This window comes from Limnobacter sp. 130 (assembly GCF_902506325.1).
Taxonomy (GTDB): Bacteria; Pseudomonadota; Gammaproteobacteria; order Burkholderiales; family Burkholderiaceae_B; genus Limnobacter.
The window spans coordinates 528,420-543,601 of sequence record NZ_LR732328.1; the positions used below are offsets into that span (position 1 = coordinate 528,420).

15 protein-coding genes are annotated in these 15,182 nt (G+C 51.5%); 9 read left to right on the forward strand and 6 right to left on the reverse strand.

Annotated elements, in window-relative coordinates:
* Positions 1-9: 9 nt before the first annotated feature.
* From FRIGORI9N_RS02565 to FRIGORI9N_RS02595, 7 genes are all read left to right on the forward strand, one after another.
* Entirely contained in the window at positions 10-477 is a 468-nt protein-coding gene (locus tag FRIGORI9N_RS02565; protein ID WP_159569569.1) for a phosphatidylglycerophosphatase A, read from the forward strand.
* A gap of 31 nt (positions 478-508) precedes the next feature.
* Entirely contained in the window at positions 509-1,006 is a 498-nt protein-coding gene (locus FRIGORI9N_RS02570) for a CinA family protein (RefSeq protein ID WP_159568335.1), read from the forward strand.
* 62 nt (positions 1,007-1,068) lie between these two features.
* Positions 1,069-2,148, forward strand: a complete 1,080-nt coding sequence (gene recA / locus FRIGORI9N_RS02575) for a recombinase RecA (RefSeq protein ID WP_159568336.1) — start codon at positions 1,069-1,071, stop codon at positions 2,146-2,148.
* Positions 2,126-2,686 carry a regulatory protein RecX gene (locus tag FRIGORI9N_RS02580; RefSeq protein ID WP_159568337.1) on the forward strand — a complete coding sequence of 187 codons (561 nt, stop codon included), beginning with the start codon at positions 2,126-2,128 and terminating at the stop codon, positions 2,684-2,686. Before recA ends, FRIGORI9N_RS02580 begins: the two co-directional genes overlap by 23 nt.
* A 268-nt stretch (positions 2,687-2,954) precedes the next feature.
* A complete protein-coding gene (gene sucC / locus FRIGORI9N_RS02585; RefSeq protein ID WP_159568338.1) occupies positions 2,955-4,121 on the forward strand; it encodes an ADP-forming succinate--CoA ligase subunit beta in 1,167 nt (388 codons plus the stop codon).
* A 53-nt stretch (positions 4,122-4,174) separates the two neighbouring features.
* On the forward strand, positions 4,175-5,062 hold the full coding sequence (gene sucD / locus FRIGORI9N_RS02590; protein ID WP_159568339.1) for a succinate--CoA ligase subunit alpha: 888 nt from the start codon (positions 4,175-4,177) through the stop codon (positions 5,060-5,062).
* 156 nt (positions 5,063-5,218) lie between these two features.
* Entirely contained in the window at positions 5,219-5,722 is a 504-nt protein-coding gene (locus tag FRIGORI9N_RS02595; RefSeq protein WP_159568340.1) for a pilin, read from the forward strand.
* A gap of 3 nt (positions 5,723-5,725) precedes the next feature.
* On the opposite strand, the gene moaC is transcribed toward FRIGORI9N_RS02595, so the two are convergent.
* Positions 5,726-6,196, reverse strand: coding sequence for a cyclic pyranopterin monophosphate synthase MoaC (gene moaC, locus FRIGORI9N_RS02600; RefSeq protein ID WP_159568341.1), 471 nt, complete (start codon positions 6,194-6,196; stop codon positions 5,726-5,728).
* A gap of 207 nt (positions 6,197-6,403) precedes the next feature.
* Here moaC and FRIGORI9N_RS02605 point away from each other — a divergent pair, with 207 nt between their 5' ends.
* On the forward strand, positions 6,404-7,945 hold the full coding sequence (locus tag FRIGORI9N_RS02605) for a M48 family metallopeptidase (RefSeq protein WP_159568342.1): 1,542 nt from the start codon (positions 6,404-6,406) through the stop codon (positions 7,943-7,945).
* A gap of 18 nt (positions 7,946-7,963) precedes the next feature.
* Here FRIGORI9N_RS02605 and FRIGORI9N_RS02610 read toward each other — a convergent pair whose 3' ends face one another.
* From FRIGORI9N_RS02610 to FRIGORI9N_RS02625, 4 genes are read right to left on the reverse strand one after another with little or no spacing between them, the layout of a single operon-like run.
* Positions 7,964-8,932 carry a class 1 fructose-bisphosphatase gene (locus tag FRIGORI9N_RS02610; RefSeq protein ID WP_201301436.1) on the reverse strand — a complete coding sequence of 323 codons (969 nt, stop codon included), beginning with the start codon at positions 8,930-8,932 and terminating at the stop codon, positions 7,964-7,966.
* Between the two features lie 30 nt (positions 8,933-8,962).
* On the reverse strand, positions 8,963-11,677 hold the full coding sequence (pepN, locus tag FRIGORI9N_RS02615; protein ID WP_159568344.1) for an aminopeptidase N: 2,715 nt from the start codon (positions 11,675-11,677) through the stop codon (positions 8,963-8,965).
* Between the two features lie 23 nt (positions 11,678-11,700).
* Positions 11,701-12,309 carry a hypothetical protein gene (locus FRIGORI9N_RS02620; RefSeq protein WP_159568345.1) on the reverse strand — a complete coding sequence of 203 codons (609 nt, stop codon included), beginning with the start codon at positions 12,307-12,309 and terminating at the stop codon, positions 11,701-11,703.
* Positions 12,310-12,327: 18 nt separating this feature from the next.
* Complete coding sequence (locus FRIGORI9N_RS02625) at positions 12,328-12,813, reverse strand: YajQ family cyclic di-GMP-binding protein (RefSeq protein WP_159568346.1); 486 nt, start codon at positions 12,811-12,813, stop codon at positions 12,328-12,330.
* A gap of 51 nt (positions 12,814-12,864) precedes the next feature.
* On the opposite strand from FRIGORI9N_RS02625, the gene murB reads away from it, so the two are divergent.
* On the forward strand, positions 12,865-13,890 hold the full coding sequence (gene murB / locus FRIGORI9N_RS02630) for a UDP-N-acetylmuramate dehydrogenase (protein WP_159568347.1): 1,026 nt from the start codon (positions 12,865-12,867) through the stop codon (positions 13,888-13,890).
* Positions 13,891-13,946: 56 nt separating this feature from the next.
* Here murB and FRIGORI9N_RS02635 read toward each other — a convergent pair whose 3' ends face one another.
* The gene (locus FRIGORI9N_RS02635; protein WP_159568348.1) at positions 13,947-15,176 is read right to left on the reverse strand and encodes an argininosuccinate synthase; all 1,230 of its coding nucleotides are present in this window, start codon (positions 15,174-15,176) and stop codon (positions 13,947-13,949) included.
* Between the last annotated feature and the right edge of the window lie 6 nt (positions 15,177-15,182).

A 15,182-nucleotide genomic window follows, 5' to 3' on the forward strand; every position in this document is an offset into this window, starting at 1 on the left:
TGGCGTTTTATGTTGGCCCACCCGGCTCACTTGTTGGCCTTGGGTTTTGGCAGTGGTTTGGCGTGGTTTTTGCCGGGAACATTCGGCACATTGATGGGTTGGTTGTTATACCTGTGGCTTGATCCCTACCTGGCTGGTAGCCAGTGGGTTTGGGCAATAGCTGGTGCCTTCTTGGCGGGCGTGTGGGCTTGCCAGGTTACGGGCAAAGCTTTGGGAGTTATTGATCACGGCGGCATTGTATGGGATGAAATCGTGGCAATCTGGCTGGTGTTGTTTGTGGCCTCCAACCACTTTTCCGGTCCAGCTGCCCAACTGGCCTGCGTGGCGCTTTTCCGGTTTTATGACATGGTGAAACCGCCCCCCATCCGTTGGTTCGACCGACATTGGAAAAACGGTTTTGGTGTTATGTTCGACGACATCGTGGCGGCCTTCATGACGCTGCTTACACTGGCGGTTTATTTGTATTTTTTGAAGTGAACCGATTTTCCAACCTATTACGGGGAGCCTCTTGAGCAATCCAGACCAAGCACTTTTGCTGCAAATTGCGGACACATTCAATGCATCGGCTGGCAAACTCGGCGTGGTCGAGTCTTGCACGGGTGGTGGGCTTGGCGCGGCATTGACCAGTATTTCGGGTTCAAGTGACTGGTTTGAGGGTGGGCTGATTACCTATTCAAACAAAGTCAAAATGAAGTCAGTGTATGTTCGTGAGTCCACGTTGGAGCAACACGGGGCAGTCAGTGAAGAGTGCGTCAAAGAAATGGCCAATGGGGGCATGATCGCATTGGGTGTGGATTGTTGCCTGTCTGTGTCTGGCATTGCCGGGCCAGGGGGTGGTTCAGCCAACAAGCCCGTGGGCACAGTGTGGTTTGGCTTGGCGGTGCGGCACAGGTCAATTGAAGCTTTTCACCATGTTTTTGAAGGAGATCGTGACTCCGTTCGCCAGCAGGCAGTACAAGCCGGGTTAACTATACTTTCAAAAGTATCACTCAAAAAGGCTGTATAGATTTACAGTAAAAATTGTGCAATAATTCAGAAATCGAAACCCAATTCAGTTGAAGGCAGACCATGGAAGATCTCAGAACAAAGAACCAATCCTCAGAAAAAGTCAAAGCCCTGGCCGCCGCGCTTAGCCAAATCGAGAAGCAGTTTGGCAAGGGCAGTATCATGCGTTTTGGTGAAAATGAGATCATCGACGACATTCAGTCGGTATCAACCGGTTCCTTGGGTCTCGATATTGCCTTGGGCATCGGTGGCTTGCCACGTGGCCGCGTCGTCGAAATTTATGGGCCTGAATCATCTGGTAAAACCACTCTGACTTTACAAGTAATTGCTGAAATGCAAAAACTTGGCGGCACCTGTGCGTTTATCGATGCTGAACACGCGCTCGATGTTCAATACGCTTCCAAATTGGGCGTTAATTTGCCCGATCTGCTGATTTCCCAGCCTGACACTGGCGAGCAGGCACTGGAAATTGTTGATGCTTTGGTTCGTTCGGGTTCGGTAGACTTGGTCGTCATTGATTCGGTGGCAGCGCTAACCCCCAAAGCCGAAATTGAAGGTGATATGGGCGACTCACTGCCTGGCTTGCAAGCCAGATTGATGAGCCAGGCCTTGCGCAAATTAACGGCCAACATCAAGCGTACAAATTGCCTGGTTGTCTTTATTAACCAAATCCGAATGAAAATTGGTGTCATGTTTGGCAGCCCGGAAACCACCACAGGTGGCAACGCCTTGAAATTCTATTCGTCTGTTCGTCTGGATATTCGGCGAATTGGTGCGATCAAAAAAGGCGACGAGGTTATTGGCAGTGAAACCCGCGTCAAGGTGGTTAAAAACAAGGTAAGCCCGCCATTCAAACAAGCTGAATTCGACATTTTGTACGGTCAAGGTACGTCTCGAGAGGGGGAGGTTGTTGATCTGGGCGTGTTGCATGGCTTCGTAGACAAAGCCGGTGCTTGGTATTCCTACAATGGCGAGAAAATTGGTCAAGGCAAAGACAACGCCCGTGACTTCCTGAAGGCCAATTCCGCAATGTCTGCCGAGATCGAGAACAAAATTCGTGAAAAGCTCGGTGTGCGTTTGCTTGAGGCTGCAGCGTCAGCCCCAGTTGCCAAGAAGAAGAATGAAGTCGAAGACGCCGAGTAAGCGTTCTTTCGGGGGTGCCACAGGCTTGAGCAAGCCCGTGGCCTCCGCCAAATCAAAGGCTGTTGCACTGCTCGCCCGAAGGGAGCACAGCCAGTCAGAACTTCGAGCCAAGTTATTACAACGCGGATACGAGTCCAGTGAAGTGGAGGAGGCCATTGAGTGGGCTACTTCACACCAATTTCAGTCTGATGAGCGTTTTAAGCTGAGTCTGTTTCGCAGGCGCGCGCCCACCTTCGGTGATAGGGCGATCACGGCTGAATTGGGACAACACGGTTTGGGCGACGTTAAATCGATTTCAGAAACAGACTCCGACGCACATACCCTGACCGGTGAAGAGGACAGGGCCTATGACTGGATCAAACGCAGACAGTTCTCAAGCCTGGACACTGTGTTGAACAGTGATGCGGGAATCGACCAGGCACAACTGTTAACTTTGAAATCCAAGGTATACAGAGGACTTTCCGCTCGCGGGTTTGAATTTGGCAACATAGAACGCGCCTGGCGTCGCATTCTAGCTGAGTTCAAATCCAATGCGTGATATCATCTCGCTCGGCTTATGTGTTTCCATAGAAGTGATAGTCTAGTTAAATAACGAAGCGTTATTCAACGACACAAGAAGCAAAGAAAGAGATGGATAAAAACCTTCATAGCATGCTCGGCATGCCTCGTCCTTGCCTCGGCTTTACGTCCGAGAACCCGCTTGCGCTGTCACGCGAAAAAAACACTCTCCACTTTACAATGTTGTCAGTTCAGTCGCCTTGTTGCGTCTAGCCGATTTGCATTAACTTTCCCAGCAAGGAATTCAAATGAAGATTCACGAGTATCAAGGCAAGGAAATTCTGAAGAAGTACGGTGTGGTTGTGCCAACCGGCTACCCCTGTTATTCAATCGACGAGGCCATGGCTGCCGCGGAAAAACTGGGTGGTCCGGTGTGGGTCGTGAAGGCGCAAATCCATGCGGGTGGTCGCGGCATGGGCGGTGGCGTGAAGGTTGCCAAAAGCCTGGCAGATGTAAAAACTTATGCAAGCCAAATTCTGGGCATGCAGTTGATTACCCACCAAACCAGCCCCGAAGGCCAGAAAGTGAGCCGTTTGTTGGTTGAAGAGGGTGCGGACATCAAGAAAGAATACTATGTGGGTATGGTCGTCGACCGTGTTACCCAACGTGTATGTGTCATGGCGTCAAGCGAAGGCGGCATGGAAATTGAAGAGGTTGCAGAGCACACGCCCGACCTGATTCACAAAGTGTATGTTGATCCCGTATCTGGTTTGACCGACGCAGAAGCTGACGATTTGGCTGTAAAAATTGGTATCCCCGCCGGTTCGGTGGCCAAGGCACGTGTCGCATTTCAGGGTTTGTACAAAGCCTTTTGGGAAACTGACGCCAGCCTGGCCGAAATTAACCCGCTCATTCTGACTGGTTCAGGCGACATCATCGCCCTGGACGCAAAGTTGAACTTTGATTCCAACGCTTTGCATCGCCACCCTGAAATCGTAGCCTTGCGAGATTTGGCTGAAGAAGATCCGGCAGAAATCGAGGCCAGTAAGTTTGACCTCAGCTACATTAGCCTAGACGGTAACATTGGTTGTTTGGTCAACGGCGCTGGTTTGGCCATGGCCACAATGGATACCATCAAATTGTTTGGTGGCGAGCCAGCCAACTTCCTGGATGTGGGTGGTGGTGCCACAACCGAGAAAGTGACTGAAGCTTTCAAAATCATGTTGAAAAACCCCAACCTGAAGGCCATTTTGGTGAATATTTTCGGCGGCATCATGCGTTGCGATGTGATCGCAGATGGCGTGGTTGCTGCATCGAAAGCGGTGGGTTTGTCGGTTCCCTTGGTAGTGCGCATGAAAGGTACGAACGAAGATTTGGGCAAGAAAATTCTGGCCGAATCTGGTTTGCCGATCATTGCAGCGAACACCATGGGTGAGGCTGCTCAAAAAGTGGTGGCTGCTACCAAAGGTGCTTAAGCGCCTGGTGCTCCACATTTGACAGCCATTCAACACGAAAAAGGATTTTCACAATGTCTATTCTCATTAACAAAGACACCAAGGTAATTACCCAGGGTATTACTGGTAAAACTGGTCAGTTCCACACGCGCATGTGCCGTGAATATGCCAACGGCAATAACTGTTTCGTAGCGGGTGTGAACCCGAAGAAAGCCGGCGAGGACTTCGAAGGCGTGCCTATTTTTGGCACCGTGGCCGATGCCAAAAAGCAAACTGGCGCCAATGCCTCAGTTATTTATGTACCACCTCCCTTCGCGGCTGCTGCCATTTGGGAAGCAGTCGAAGCCGATCTGGACCTGGTGATTTGTATCACCGAAGGCATTCCTGTTCGCGACATGATCGAAGTACGCGATCGCATGCGTCGTGAAGGCCGTAAAACAATCGTAGTCGGTCCAAACTGCCCAGGCGTAATCACACCTGATGAAATCAAGATCGGCATCATGCCCGGCCACATTCACAAGAAGGGTCGTATTGGTGTTGTATCCCGCTCAGGTACCCTGACTTACGAAGCGGTGGGTCAGTTGAGTGAGTTGGGCTTGGGCCAGTCCACTGCCGTGGGTATTGGCGGCGATCCCGTGAATGGATTGAAGCACATTGATGTCATGCGCATGTTCAATGATGATCCGGACACGGATGCTGTAGTCATGATTGGCGAAATTGGCGGTAGCGATGAAGAAGAAGCTGCGTTGTGGGTCAAGGACAATATGACCAAGCCAGTGGTTGGTTTCATTGCTGGTGTCACAGCGCCCCCCGGGAAGCGTATGGGCCATGCAGGTGCCATTATCTCTGGCGGTAAAGGTACAGCTCAGGAAAAACTGGCCATTATGGAAGAGTGCGGTATCACTGTGACCAAAGACCCCTCGGTCATGGGTCAATTGCTGAAAAAGGCAATCGGCGCCTAAGAGTCTGCACTGGGTCTCAATGGCCAACTACGCAAACCCCACTGTTCACCCTGAATGGTGGGGTTTTTGTTTTTAACCCTAGCGGGGGTACTTCGCGCAGGCTGAACACCGAAGAATGGTCTCTCAACACCACTTTTCGATGTGAGGAATGCGACGATGATTACTCCAAAAACCTTTACCCGAAGCAAGATTTCGAAGGGTTTTACCCTGATCGAATTGATGATTGGCATTGCAATTATTGGCGTGCTGTCTGCCATCGCAATTCCAGCGTTTCAGGATTATCTGAATCGCGCCAAGGTCACCGAATTGATGAATATTGCCCAGTCTTGCAAGGCGGGTATTATCGAGTTCACCGCAACTACAAATGCATGGCCAGCCAACGCGGGCGATGCCGGGTGTCAGTCCAACGTAGCGGCCCAAAGTCAGTACGCACGTCAATTGCTGGTTGGTGCAAACGGAAGAATTCAGGTGACATTTCAAGCCAACACGGTGGCGGCCGGCATTGTTGCTAACAATTTCATTGCCTTGATTCCATTCACAGGTGGAGTAAGGCATACAGACCCTTTGCAGCCTGTGGGAGAATGGCGCTGCGTAACTAATGTCACCGCCGAGTTCCGGCGCTACTTACCGGCAGCCTGCCGTAACAACAACGTTAACTAGTATTTATCGACTGAAATCACTCTTGCCGCCGCGTTTTTCCACTAGCTTGGTTTGCGTCATCACCATGCCTTTGTCTATCGCTTTAAGCATGTCGTAAATGGTCAGAAGCCCTACCTGAACACCGGTCAGGGCTTCCATTTCAACGCCGGTTTTACCCACTGTTTGCGCCGTACAGGTGCAGTGCACCTCGCACAGTTCATCGTTTAGTTCAAATTCAACAGCCAATCGAGTCAGGGGTAGTGGGTGGCAAAGTGGAATTAGATCAGAAGTTCGTTTGGCACCCTGAATTGCAGCAATTCGTGCCACTCCCAGCACATCACCCTTCTTGGCTGTCCCCGATTTCAAAACAGCGTAAGCCTCGCGGCCCAATTGTATGGTCCCTGTGGCCACCGCTTTGCGTTCTGTCTCGCTTTTGCCGCCCACATCGACCATGTGTGCATTGCCTTCCTGGTCAAAATGCGTGAGTCCGTTCATTGTTGTAATCCCCTGCTAACTGATTTTCCAAACTTCAATGGTGCCTGCTGCATTTACCTAAATTTACCCATGGAAACACAACACAAAGCCCGAAGTTGATTGAACTTGTTTTTCATCGCGCTATCATACCCAGACTATCACCGTAAAAAGCCCATGATGCGTCTTGATTTTCGGAAAAGTGTTGCGAGTGTGCTGTGCAGTACCCTGTTGCTGTCATCCTTGATTTCGCCTGTTGCGCATGCCGATGGCTTGAACAACTTGCCCAGTTTGGGCGATGCAGGCGGAGCAGAGCTGTCCGTTCAGGACGAGCGCCGTCTGGGTGCGCTGATCATGAAAGATTATCGTGCCTTCGGCGCAGTGAACACCGATCTTGAAATCACTGCGTACATCAGTAGGTTGGGCAATAAAATTGTTCAAGCTGCATCTGAATCTCCTTCCAATTTTGAGTTTTTCCTGGTCACAGATAAATCGGTCAATGCATTCGCTATGCCTGGTGGCTACATCGGCGTGCACACGGGTTTAATTGCTGCGTCGCAAACCGAGTCAGAATTGGCCTCGGTGTTGGCACACGAAGTAGGGCACGTTACCCAACGCCACATTGCACGTCGTTTTGGCCAACAAAAGCAGGCCAGTCTGGTCGCCACCGCGGCCTTGATTGCCGCCTTGCTGGTCGCCGGCTCCAACCCTCAAGCGGCCTCTGGTTTGATGGCTGCGGGTGCCGGGTACTCCATCGATCAGCAATTGGCTTTTTCCCGGGATGCAGAACGCGAAGCTGATCGGGTCGGTTTTCTAACGCTTCAACAAGCTGGATTTGACACCCAGGGTATGGTGGATTTTTTCGGACGTTTGCAAACAGCTTCCCGACTGTATGAAAACAACGCGCCCTCCTATTTGCGCACGCACCCCCTGACCACCGAGCGAATTGCTGACATCCGAAATCGGGCTGGCCTGGAAAGTGGTTCAAATCGTACCCGGAACCAGTCGAGTCTGGAATTTGAATTGATCAGGGTCAAATCAATCGTATTTGCAGAGCGCAGTAACCAGCAATTGCTTGATCGTCTGCGTACTTTCGAGTCGCCGAACGAGCAAGAGGGAATTAAAGGCCAGGTTGCTTTGACCTATGGACGTTCTTTGGTTCTGAATTCAATGGGTAAAAAGCAAGAGGCTCTTGCCGCCAGTGAAAAAGCCATTGAGTTGTTCAAGGCTGGGCAATCGGTGGTCAAGAAAACCGAAGTGCCACAGCTACTGCAAAGTCAGCACATGCGAATGGCCATGGATGTCAATTTGCCTTTGGCCTCTGCACCCATGGATCAGCGACCCGTGAGGGACCGCTCCGCACTGAATGCGCAGGAAAGAGCCCTGCTCGGGCAGCTGACCGCACTGCGCAATGATTTCAAAAGTGAAATGTCGATTCGCTTGCTGTATGCGGAGGGCTTGCAACGCTTGGGCTTGTTTGCTGAATCAGATGCCTACTTGAAAGAGTTGTCCCAAGCTTATCGTTCAGTGCCAGAGGTGTTCGATTTGCTCGCGCAAAGTGCCCTGGCGCTACGCCAGCCTGCGGAACATCACATGGCGTTGGCGCAGTCTTACAATGCCCGTCAAGCGTATTTGCCAGCCATTGAACAGGCTGAAATTGCCAAGCGTTATGCCAAGGATAATTATTATTTGTTAGCGGAAATTGATGCCAAACAACGCGAATACAAGCGCAAGGCTGACGCAGAGCGTGAATTCGCGAAATTCGGCAATTAATTGACGGGCAAAGCCAAATCAGCCTTTGTGATAATCACTGACCCGCTGCACTTCATTGGCCGAACCCAGCATAACCGCGCAGCGCTGGTGCAAATCTGTGGGTTGAATGTCCAGAATGCGTTGAGTGGCATCAAAGCTTTTGCCGCCCGCTTGTTCCACAAGCATACTCATCGGGTTGGCTTCGTACATCAGGCGCAGTTTGCCCGGTTTGCCGGGATCGCGCAGGTCTTTGGGGTACATGAAAATGCCGCCCCGGGTTAGTACACGGTGCACATCAGCCACCATGGAGGCAATCCAGCGCATGTTGAAGTCTTTTCCGCGTGCGCCGGTTTTCCCTTCCAGCAATTCAGCAATATAACGTTGCACTGGTGCATACCAGTGGCGCTGATTTGACATATTGATGGCAAATTCCTTTGTGTCTTCGGGAATGTCCATGCTCTCACTGGTTTGAATATACTCACCTGCTTCACGATCGAGAGTAAAGGCCACCACGCCCTTGCCAAATGTCAGCACCAGTGATGTTTGCGGGCCATACACCACATAGCCTGCTGCCAATTGTTCAGTTCCAGCCTGAAGGAAGCTTTCATTGGTAATTTCGCCCACATCGGGGTTGGGCAGCACTGAAAAAATGGTACCGATCGACACATTGACGTCAATATTGCTGGAGCCATCCAATGGATCGAACAGCACAAGGAATGGGCGATCTGAATGTCCGGGAACCGGAGAGCAATCATCCAGCTCTTCGGATGCCATGCCAGCCACCACACCAGTGGCGCCCAGCGCATCCAGAATCATGTCATTGGCAATAATGTCGAGTTTCTTTTGGGTTTCACCTTGTACGTTTTCCGAACCTGCACTACCCAACACACCGCCCAGCGCGCCTTTGTGAACCGCCGCGGAAATGGATTGCGACACTTCGGCAATTGCCGAAATCAACACACCCATGTGCGCGTCGGCATGGTGTTCAAGGTATTGCGCCAAATTCATGCTCATTCTTGTCCTCTGTTCAATTCAAAATTAATGGGTGGCCGCATCCAGCGCTTTGCCGATCACTTCCCGTACATCGGGCGACAGCTGGTCTGTCTTGAAAATTCGCTCCAGCTGTTCTCTGGCTTTCTCCTGCAACGCGGGCACCAGTTTGGTCCAGCGGTCTAGGCCACGTGCCATGCGCGCAGCCACTTGCGGGTTAATGGTATTCAATTCGATCACCAGGTCTGCCCACAGCGAATAGCCTTCACCCGAATGTGAGTGAAACACGCTGGGGTTCTGCATTGCAAAAGCAGCCAGAAGTGAACGTGCGCGATTTGGATTTTTAAGCGTAAATGAGGGATGCTTCAACAATGCACGCACTGTATTCAGGGTGTTGACGCTTTCATTGCTGGCGGGCACGGTGGCTTGCAACATGAACCATTTGTCCACGGCCAGCGCTTCGTTTCTGAAACGGTCAAAGAACTCTGAAAGTTCCGCTGGATTGGCTGGCCCATTGTGCACAATGTTGCTCAGCGACGCCATGCGGTCAGTCATATTGTTCGAGGCTGCGTACTGCGTCTTGGCGACAATCAGTTCGTCATCACCACCTGCAGCCACCAGATAAGCCAAGGCCACATTTTTCAATGCACGCTGGCTTGCAGCCACCGCGTTGTAGTCGTATGGTTGCCCAGGTGTGTGGCGCGCTTCGTAAATTTCGTTGAACTCGGCCCCAAAGGTACAGGCCAGCAAATCGCGCAGCGTGGTGCGTGCAAAATGCATGGCGACAGGGTCGACCAAGCCATCAAATGCCTCAAGCAAGGTTCCTTCACTGGGCAATTGCAAGGCCAAAGCCAGAAAGCCGTCCGACAATTGCCTGTCATTCAACAGGTTACCCACAATTTGTACGGCCGCCTGCGTATTTGAACTGTCGGTTTGTCCGCGTTGCAAGTAGATGTCCAGAATGGCTTTGCCGTATACCTTTTGGCAGGCATCCCAGCGATTGAAAGGGTCGTTGTCGTGTCCGGCCAAAAAGATCAAATCATCTGTGTTGTGCGCAGTTTGCAGCATCACCGGTGCGGAAAATCCGCGCAGTAGTGAAGGCACCACCGGTTTGTCCAGTCCGGTGAATACAAATGTTTGCTCTGCTTCGGTGAAGTCCAGTACATCGCCATGAAGTGCGCCTGGCTGGCCGACCAGCTTCAATGGCATGTCTAGTCCGCTCGCTTGATCGACAAAACCCAGTTTCACCGGAATGTGAAAAGCTGGTTTCTTGCTCTGCCCTGGGGTCGGGCGGCAATGTTGCTTCAGCGTCAGTTCCAGTTTGTCTTCTGTTTGTTTCCAGCTGGCAAACACTTCCGGGGTTCCAGCTTGGGAATACCAATGGCGAAACTGTTTCAAATCCAGTTCGGGATGGTCTTCTTGCAGTGCCGTTTCCATGGCGCTGACAAAATCTTCACAGGTCACAGCTTGACCATCGTGGCGTTCAAAATAAATTTTCATGCCGCGCTGAAACAAATGTTCGCCCAGCAGCGTGTGCTGCATGCGAATCACTTCTGCACCTTTTTCATACACGGTGACCGTGTAAAAATTGTTGATTTCCTGATAACTGTCTGGCCGGATCGGGTGGGCCATGGGCCCAGCGTCTTCCGGAAACTGTGCGGCGCGTAGCACTTTCACATCTTCAATTCGCTTAACGGCGCGGGCAGAGTCTGCCTGTGCTTCGTCCAGCCCATCGGCCATCATGTCCGCTGAAAACTCTTGGTCGCGAAACACGGTTAAACCTTCCTTCAACGACAGTTGAAACCAGTCACGGCAGGTGACCCGGTTGCCGGTCCAATTGTGGAAGTATTCGTGGCCCACCACGCTTTCTACATTTTCAAAGTCAACGTCAGTGGCCAGTTCAGGGTTGGCGAATACAAACTTGGTATTGAAAATATTCAGTCCCTTGTTCTCCATCGCACCCATATTGAAATCAGCTGTGGCCACGATCATGAAGCGGTCTAAATCCAGATCAAGGTCAAAACGTGCGCGGTCCCAGTCAATGGACTTTTTCAGGCTTTGCATGGCAAAGTCGGTTTTGTCGAGGTTGCCCGGCTCCACCCACACTTGTAACAATGCAGGCTTGCCATCGCCTTTTTGTACGGTTTCTTCCTGGCACACAAAGCGACCAGCGACCAAGGCAAACAGGTAAGCAGGTTTCAGGAAGGGATCTTCCCAGCGCGTCATGTGCAAGCCTTCACCCAACTGCTTTTCTTCTAGCAAGTTGCCATTGGACAAACTGACTGGATGAGTGGCCTCGTTCGCAATCAGTGTGACGGTGAATTGGCTTAGAACATCGGGACGATCAGGAAAGTAAGTAATGCGCCTGAATCCCTGCGCCTCGCACTGCGTAAAAAAGTTGCCGTTGGATACGTACAGACCTTCCAGTCGAGTGTTTTGATCGGGTTGAATGTGAACTGTAATCTCAAGAACACCTGCCCGACCTGGGTTGTGAATGCTCAAGCCCGTGGGGCTCTGGGTGTAATGCTCTGGGTCGAGTTTCTCGCCGTTAAGCAGTACCATTTCCAGCTCCAGATCTTCCCCATCCAGTTCAAGAGGCACGTTATCTGGGGTGCTTTCATCCCAGCTCTGAAACTGCAAGCGGCTTGCCACCTTGGTGCGCGAAGGGTTTAGCGTGAAGGTCAAATCAGTCTGACTGATTTTGTAGTTCGGCGCGGTGTAGTCTTTGCGATAAAAGGTGATGGGTGCTTGTGCGTCTCTCATGCCGGGAAATCCTTTTTTACTGCTTAGTGGTCGTGGCCGCAATCGGGGCCGTGTTTGTGTTCATGCGCATGACCGTGCTCGTGGCTGTGACCATGGTCGTGGTCACAACAGTCGTGGTGTTTGATTTCAGGCACCACAATTTCCAGCATTGGTGCAGTCAACGTGCCGAACTTCAGTTCGAAGTGTTCCAGCATGTGCATGCATTCATGGCTGGCCACAATGCGAGCACCTGTGTCATTCAGTTGCACTGGCCAGAAATTCAAGCCAGCCACGTGCAGAAATTCTTCAAAACCTTTCTGGCCGCGGGCTATCTCAAACAGTTCTTCTTGCGCGGCTGCAACAACAGCCCACTCGTTGGTGTTGGACACCAGTTTGTCACCCACTTCAACCGTGTCGTGCAGGTGGCAAATCAGTGTGCTGCCATCGGTGGCCTTCACATCGTGAGGTACTTCCTGGCGCTCATCAAATGTCAGTTCAATCGTTTTGGCATTGCGCAGCAGCACCGAGGCCACTTTGTGGTTGGCTTTCACCAATTTGTTGTACACCACATCGTGGTTGTGGCCGCAATCGTGGCCGTGTTCGTGTTCGTGGTCATGACCATGGTCATGGTCGTGTGAATGGTCTGCGCTCATGGCATGTCCTTAATTCGGTTAGTCTCGGAAGTTTTCGAAACCCAACGGTGTTTCTGTCACTTTCTGTTTCAGCAAGGCAATTGCACTTTGCAAGTCGTCGCGTTTGGCACCTTGAATTCGCACCGTGTCGCCCTGAATACTGGCTTGCACTTTCATCTTGCTGTCTTTGATTTCCTTCACCACCTGCTTGGCCAAGTCTTTGTCCAATCCGTTTTTCACGGTCACGGTCTGCTTGATTTTGTCGCCAGACATTTTTTCTTTCTTGTCAAAGGTCAGAAAGCGAACATCTACATTGCGTTTGGCGCATTTGTTGCGAATAATCTCCGCGACTTGCTCCAGTTTGAAGTCATCGTCGGCGTACACCATGATGGTGTTTTCGTTTAATTCCACCTTGGAATCCGACCCCTTGAAATCAAAGCGGGTACCAATTTCCTTGTTCACCTGATCAACCGCATTGCGCAATTCGATCAAGTCCGGTTTGCAGACCACATCAAAAGACGGCATAGTTCATTCCTTCAAGCATAATGCCTCATTGTAATCGCTAGACCATCCCCTATGTCAGCCCACACTGTCACCCACAGCGTCGATCTGCAACCCTTGCACACCTTTGGTTTGCCAGTCCGTGCCCGCGAGTTGCGTTTGCTGGCCAATACAGCTGATTTGCTGGCTTTTGCCCGCGCCAGGCAAGAGCAAAAAGATTTTTTGTTGTTGGGCGAAGGCAGCAACACGGTGTTTACCACCCCACAAGTGGACGCCACGGTGTGGAAGGTGGCCTTGCTGGGGCGTCAATACCTGGGTTGTGATGGGGTTCATCACCATCTGCGAGTGCAAGCAGGTGAAAATTGGCATCACACTGTAGAGTGGACTGTAGCCATGGGCTGGGGGGGGCTGGAAAACCTGGCTTTGATTCCTGGTTGTGTGGGAGCAAGCCCTGTGCAAAACATCGGAGCATATGGGGTTGAACTGAAAGACCGGGTATCCGCAGTACATGCATTTGATCTGGACACACAATCGGCACGAATTTTCTCGTTGGATGAATGTGAGTTTGCCTATCGCGACAGCGTTTTCAAGCATGCGCAACTCGGTCGCTGTGTCATAACCGCAGTCGATTTCGCTTTGCCAGTTCAGTGGCAACCCGTACTGGGCTACGGCGACGTTGCTCGGCGAGTTTCCGATTTGGGCGCTTTAAGTCCCTTGAATTTATTAAAGGCGATCAGTGCCATTCGCACTGAGAAGCTTCCTGATCCCGCCGTGTTGGGAAACAGTGGAAGTTTTTTCAAAAATCCGATTGTAGACACTGCACAGGCTCAGGCCCTGATTCAGCAATATCCGAATTTGGTTAATTACCCGGCTGACCATGGCAAAGTAAAGCTTGCGGCTGGGTGGTTAATTGAGCAGTGTGGCTTGAAAGGCCATGTGCTGGGCGGTGTGGGTGTTTACAGCAAGCAGGCCTTGATTTTGGTGAATTTGGGTTCTGGAACTGGCAGCGACTTGTTGCAACTTGTTCAGCATGTGCAATCCAGTGTTCAGCGCAAATTTGGGGTATTGATCGAACCCGAACCCAATTTGATTCAAGCATAAAAAAACCGCCACATTGGGTGGCGGTTCTTAAATTGAATTCACAACCGATTGATTACTTAGCCGCGTTTCAATTTTGCGTTGGCGGCAATCCGCATGCGCAGGGCGTTTAACTTGATAAAACCACCTGCATCGGCTTGGTTGTAAGCACCGCCATCTTCATCGAATGTCGCGATATTCTGATCGAACAGCGAATCGGTTTTCGAGTCACGGGCCACCACAATCACGTTGCCTTTGTAAAGCTTAATGCGCACCCAACCGTTCACTGTGCTTTGGGTGTGATCGATCAGGGTTTGCAGCGCCACACGCTCTGGCGCCCACCAGTAACCGTTGTAAATCATGCTTGCATAGCGGGGCATCAAGTCGTCCTTCAGGTGGGCCACTTCGCGGTCCAGCGTGATGGATTCAATGGCACGGTGTGCTTTCAACATAATGGTGCCACCCGGGGTTTCGTAGCAGCCACGGCTTTTCATGCCCACGTAGCGGTTTTCAACCAGGTCAAGGCGACCAATACCGTGTTTGCCGCCCAAGCGGTTCAACTCGGTCAGCACTGTGGCTGGGCTCATTTTCTTGTCGTTCAGGGCAACAATGTCGCCTTTCTCGTATTCGATATCCAGGTACTCAGCTTCATCGGGTGCCGCTTCGGGGCTGACTGTCCAGCGCCACATGGCTTCCTCGGCTTCCGCACTTGGGTTTTCCAGGTGGCGGCCTTCAAAGCTGATGTGCAGCAGGTTGGCATCCATGGAGTAGGGTGCACCGCCTTTCTTGTGCTTCATGTCGATTTCAATGCCAGCGTCTTCTGCGTACTTCAGCAGTTTTTCGCGGCTTAGCAAATCCCATTCACGCCAAGGCGCGATAATTTTTACGCCGGGCATCAGCGCATAAGCACCCAGTTCGAAACGAACCTGGTCATTGCCTTTGCCGGTTGCACCGTGGGAAATGGCATCTGCGCCAGTTTCACGTGCAATGTCGATCAATCGCTTGGCGATCAACGGGCGAGCAATCGAGGTGCCCAGCAGGTACTCGCCTTCGTACACGGTGTTGGCACGGAACATTGGAAATACGAAGTCGCGTACGAATTCTTCGCGCACGTCATCGATGTAAATGTTCTCGGGTTTGATGCCAAACTTCAGCGCTTTTTGGCGCGCAGGTTCAAGTTCTTCACCTTGGCCCAAATCGGCCGTGAATGTCACGATTTCGCAACCGTAGGTGTCTTGCAGCCATTTCAAGATGACTGAGGTGTCCAAACCGCCTGAATAGGCCAGTACTACTTTATTAATATCGCTCATGGTTCT

Bases quoted from the DNA above. Each gene is read 5' to 3' on its own strand.
- FRIGORI9N_RS02565 (WP_159569569.1), top strand. From the start codon at position 10: ATGTTGGCCCACCCGGCTCACTTGTTGGCCTTGGGTTTTGGCAGTGGT.
- recA (WP_159568336.1), top strand. From the start codon at position 1,069: ATGGAAGATCTCAGAACAAAGAACCAATCCTCAGAAAAAGTCAAAGCC.
- FRIGORI9N_RS02580 (WP_159568337.1), top strand. From the start codon at position 2,126: ATGAAGTCGAAGACGCCGAGTAAGCGTTCTTTCGGGGGTGCCACAGGC.
- sucC (WP_159568338.1), top strand. From the start codon at position 2,955: ATGAAGATTCACGAGTATCAAGGCAAGGAAATTCTGAAGAAGTACGGT.
- sucD (WP_159568339.1), top strand. From the start codon at position 4,175: ATGTCTATTCTCATTAACAAAGACACCAAGGTAATTACCCAGGGTATT.
- FRIGORI9N_RS02595 (WP_159568340.1), top strand. From the start codon at position 5,219: ATGATTACTCCAAAAACCTTTACCCGAAGCAAGATTTCGAAGGGTTTT.
- moaC (WP_159568341.1), bottom strand. From the start codon at position 6,196: ATGAACGGACTCACGCATTTTGACCAGGAAGGCAATGCACACATGGTC.
- FRIGORI9N_RS02610 (WP_201301436.1), bottom strand. From the start codon at position 8,932: ATGAATTTGGCGCAATACCTTGAACACCATGCCGACGCGCACATGGGT.
- pepN (WP_159568344.1), bottom strand. From the start codon at position 11,677: ATGAGAGACGCACAAGCACCCATCACCTTTTATCGCAAAGACTACACC.
- FRIGORI9N_RS02620 (WP_159568345.1), bottom strand. From the start codon at position 12,309: ATGAGCGCAGACCATTCACACGACCATGACCATGGTCATGACCACGAA.
- FRIGORI9N_RS02625 (WP_159568346.1), bottom strand. From the start codon at position 12,813: ATGCCGTCTTTTGATGTGGTCTGCAAACCGGACTTGATCGAATTGCGC.
- murB (WP_159568347.1), top strand. From the start codon at position 12,865: ATGTCAGCCCACACTGTCACCCACAGCGTCGATCTGCAACCCTTGCAC.
- FRIGORI9N_RS02635 (WP_159568348.1), bottom strand. From the start codon at position 15,176: ATGAGCGATATTAATAAAGTAGTACTGGCCTATTCAGGCGGTTTGGAC.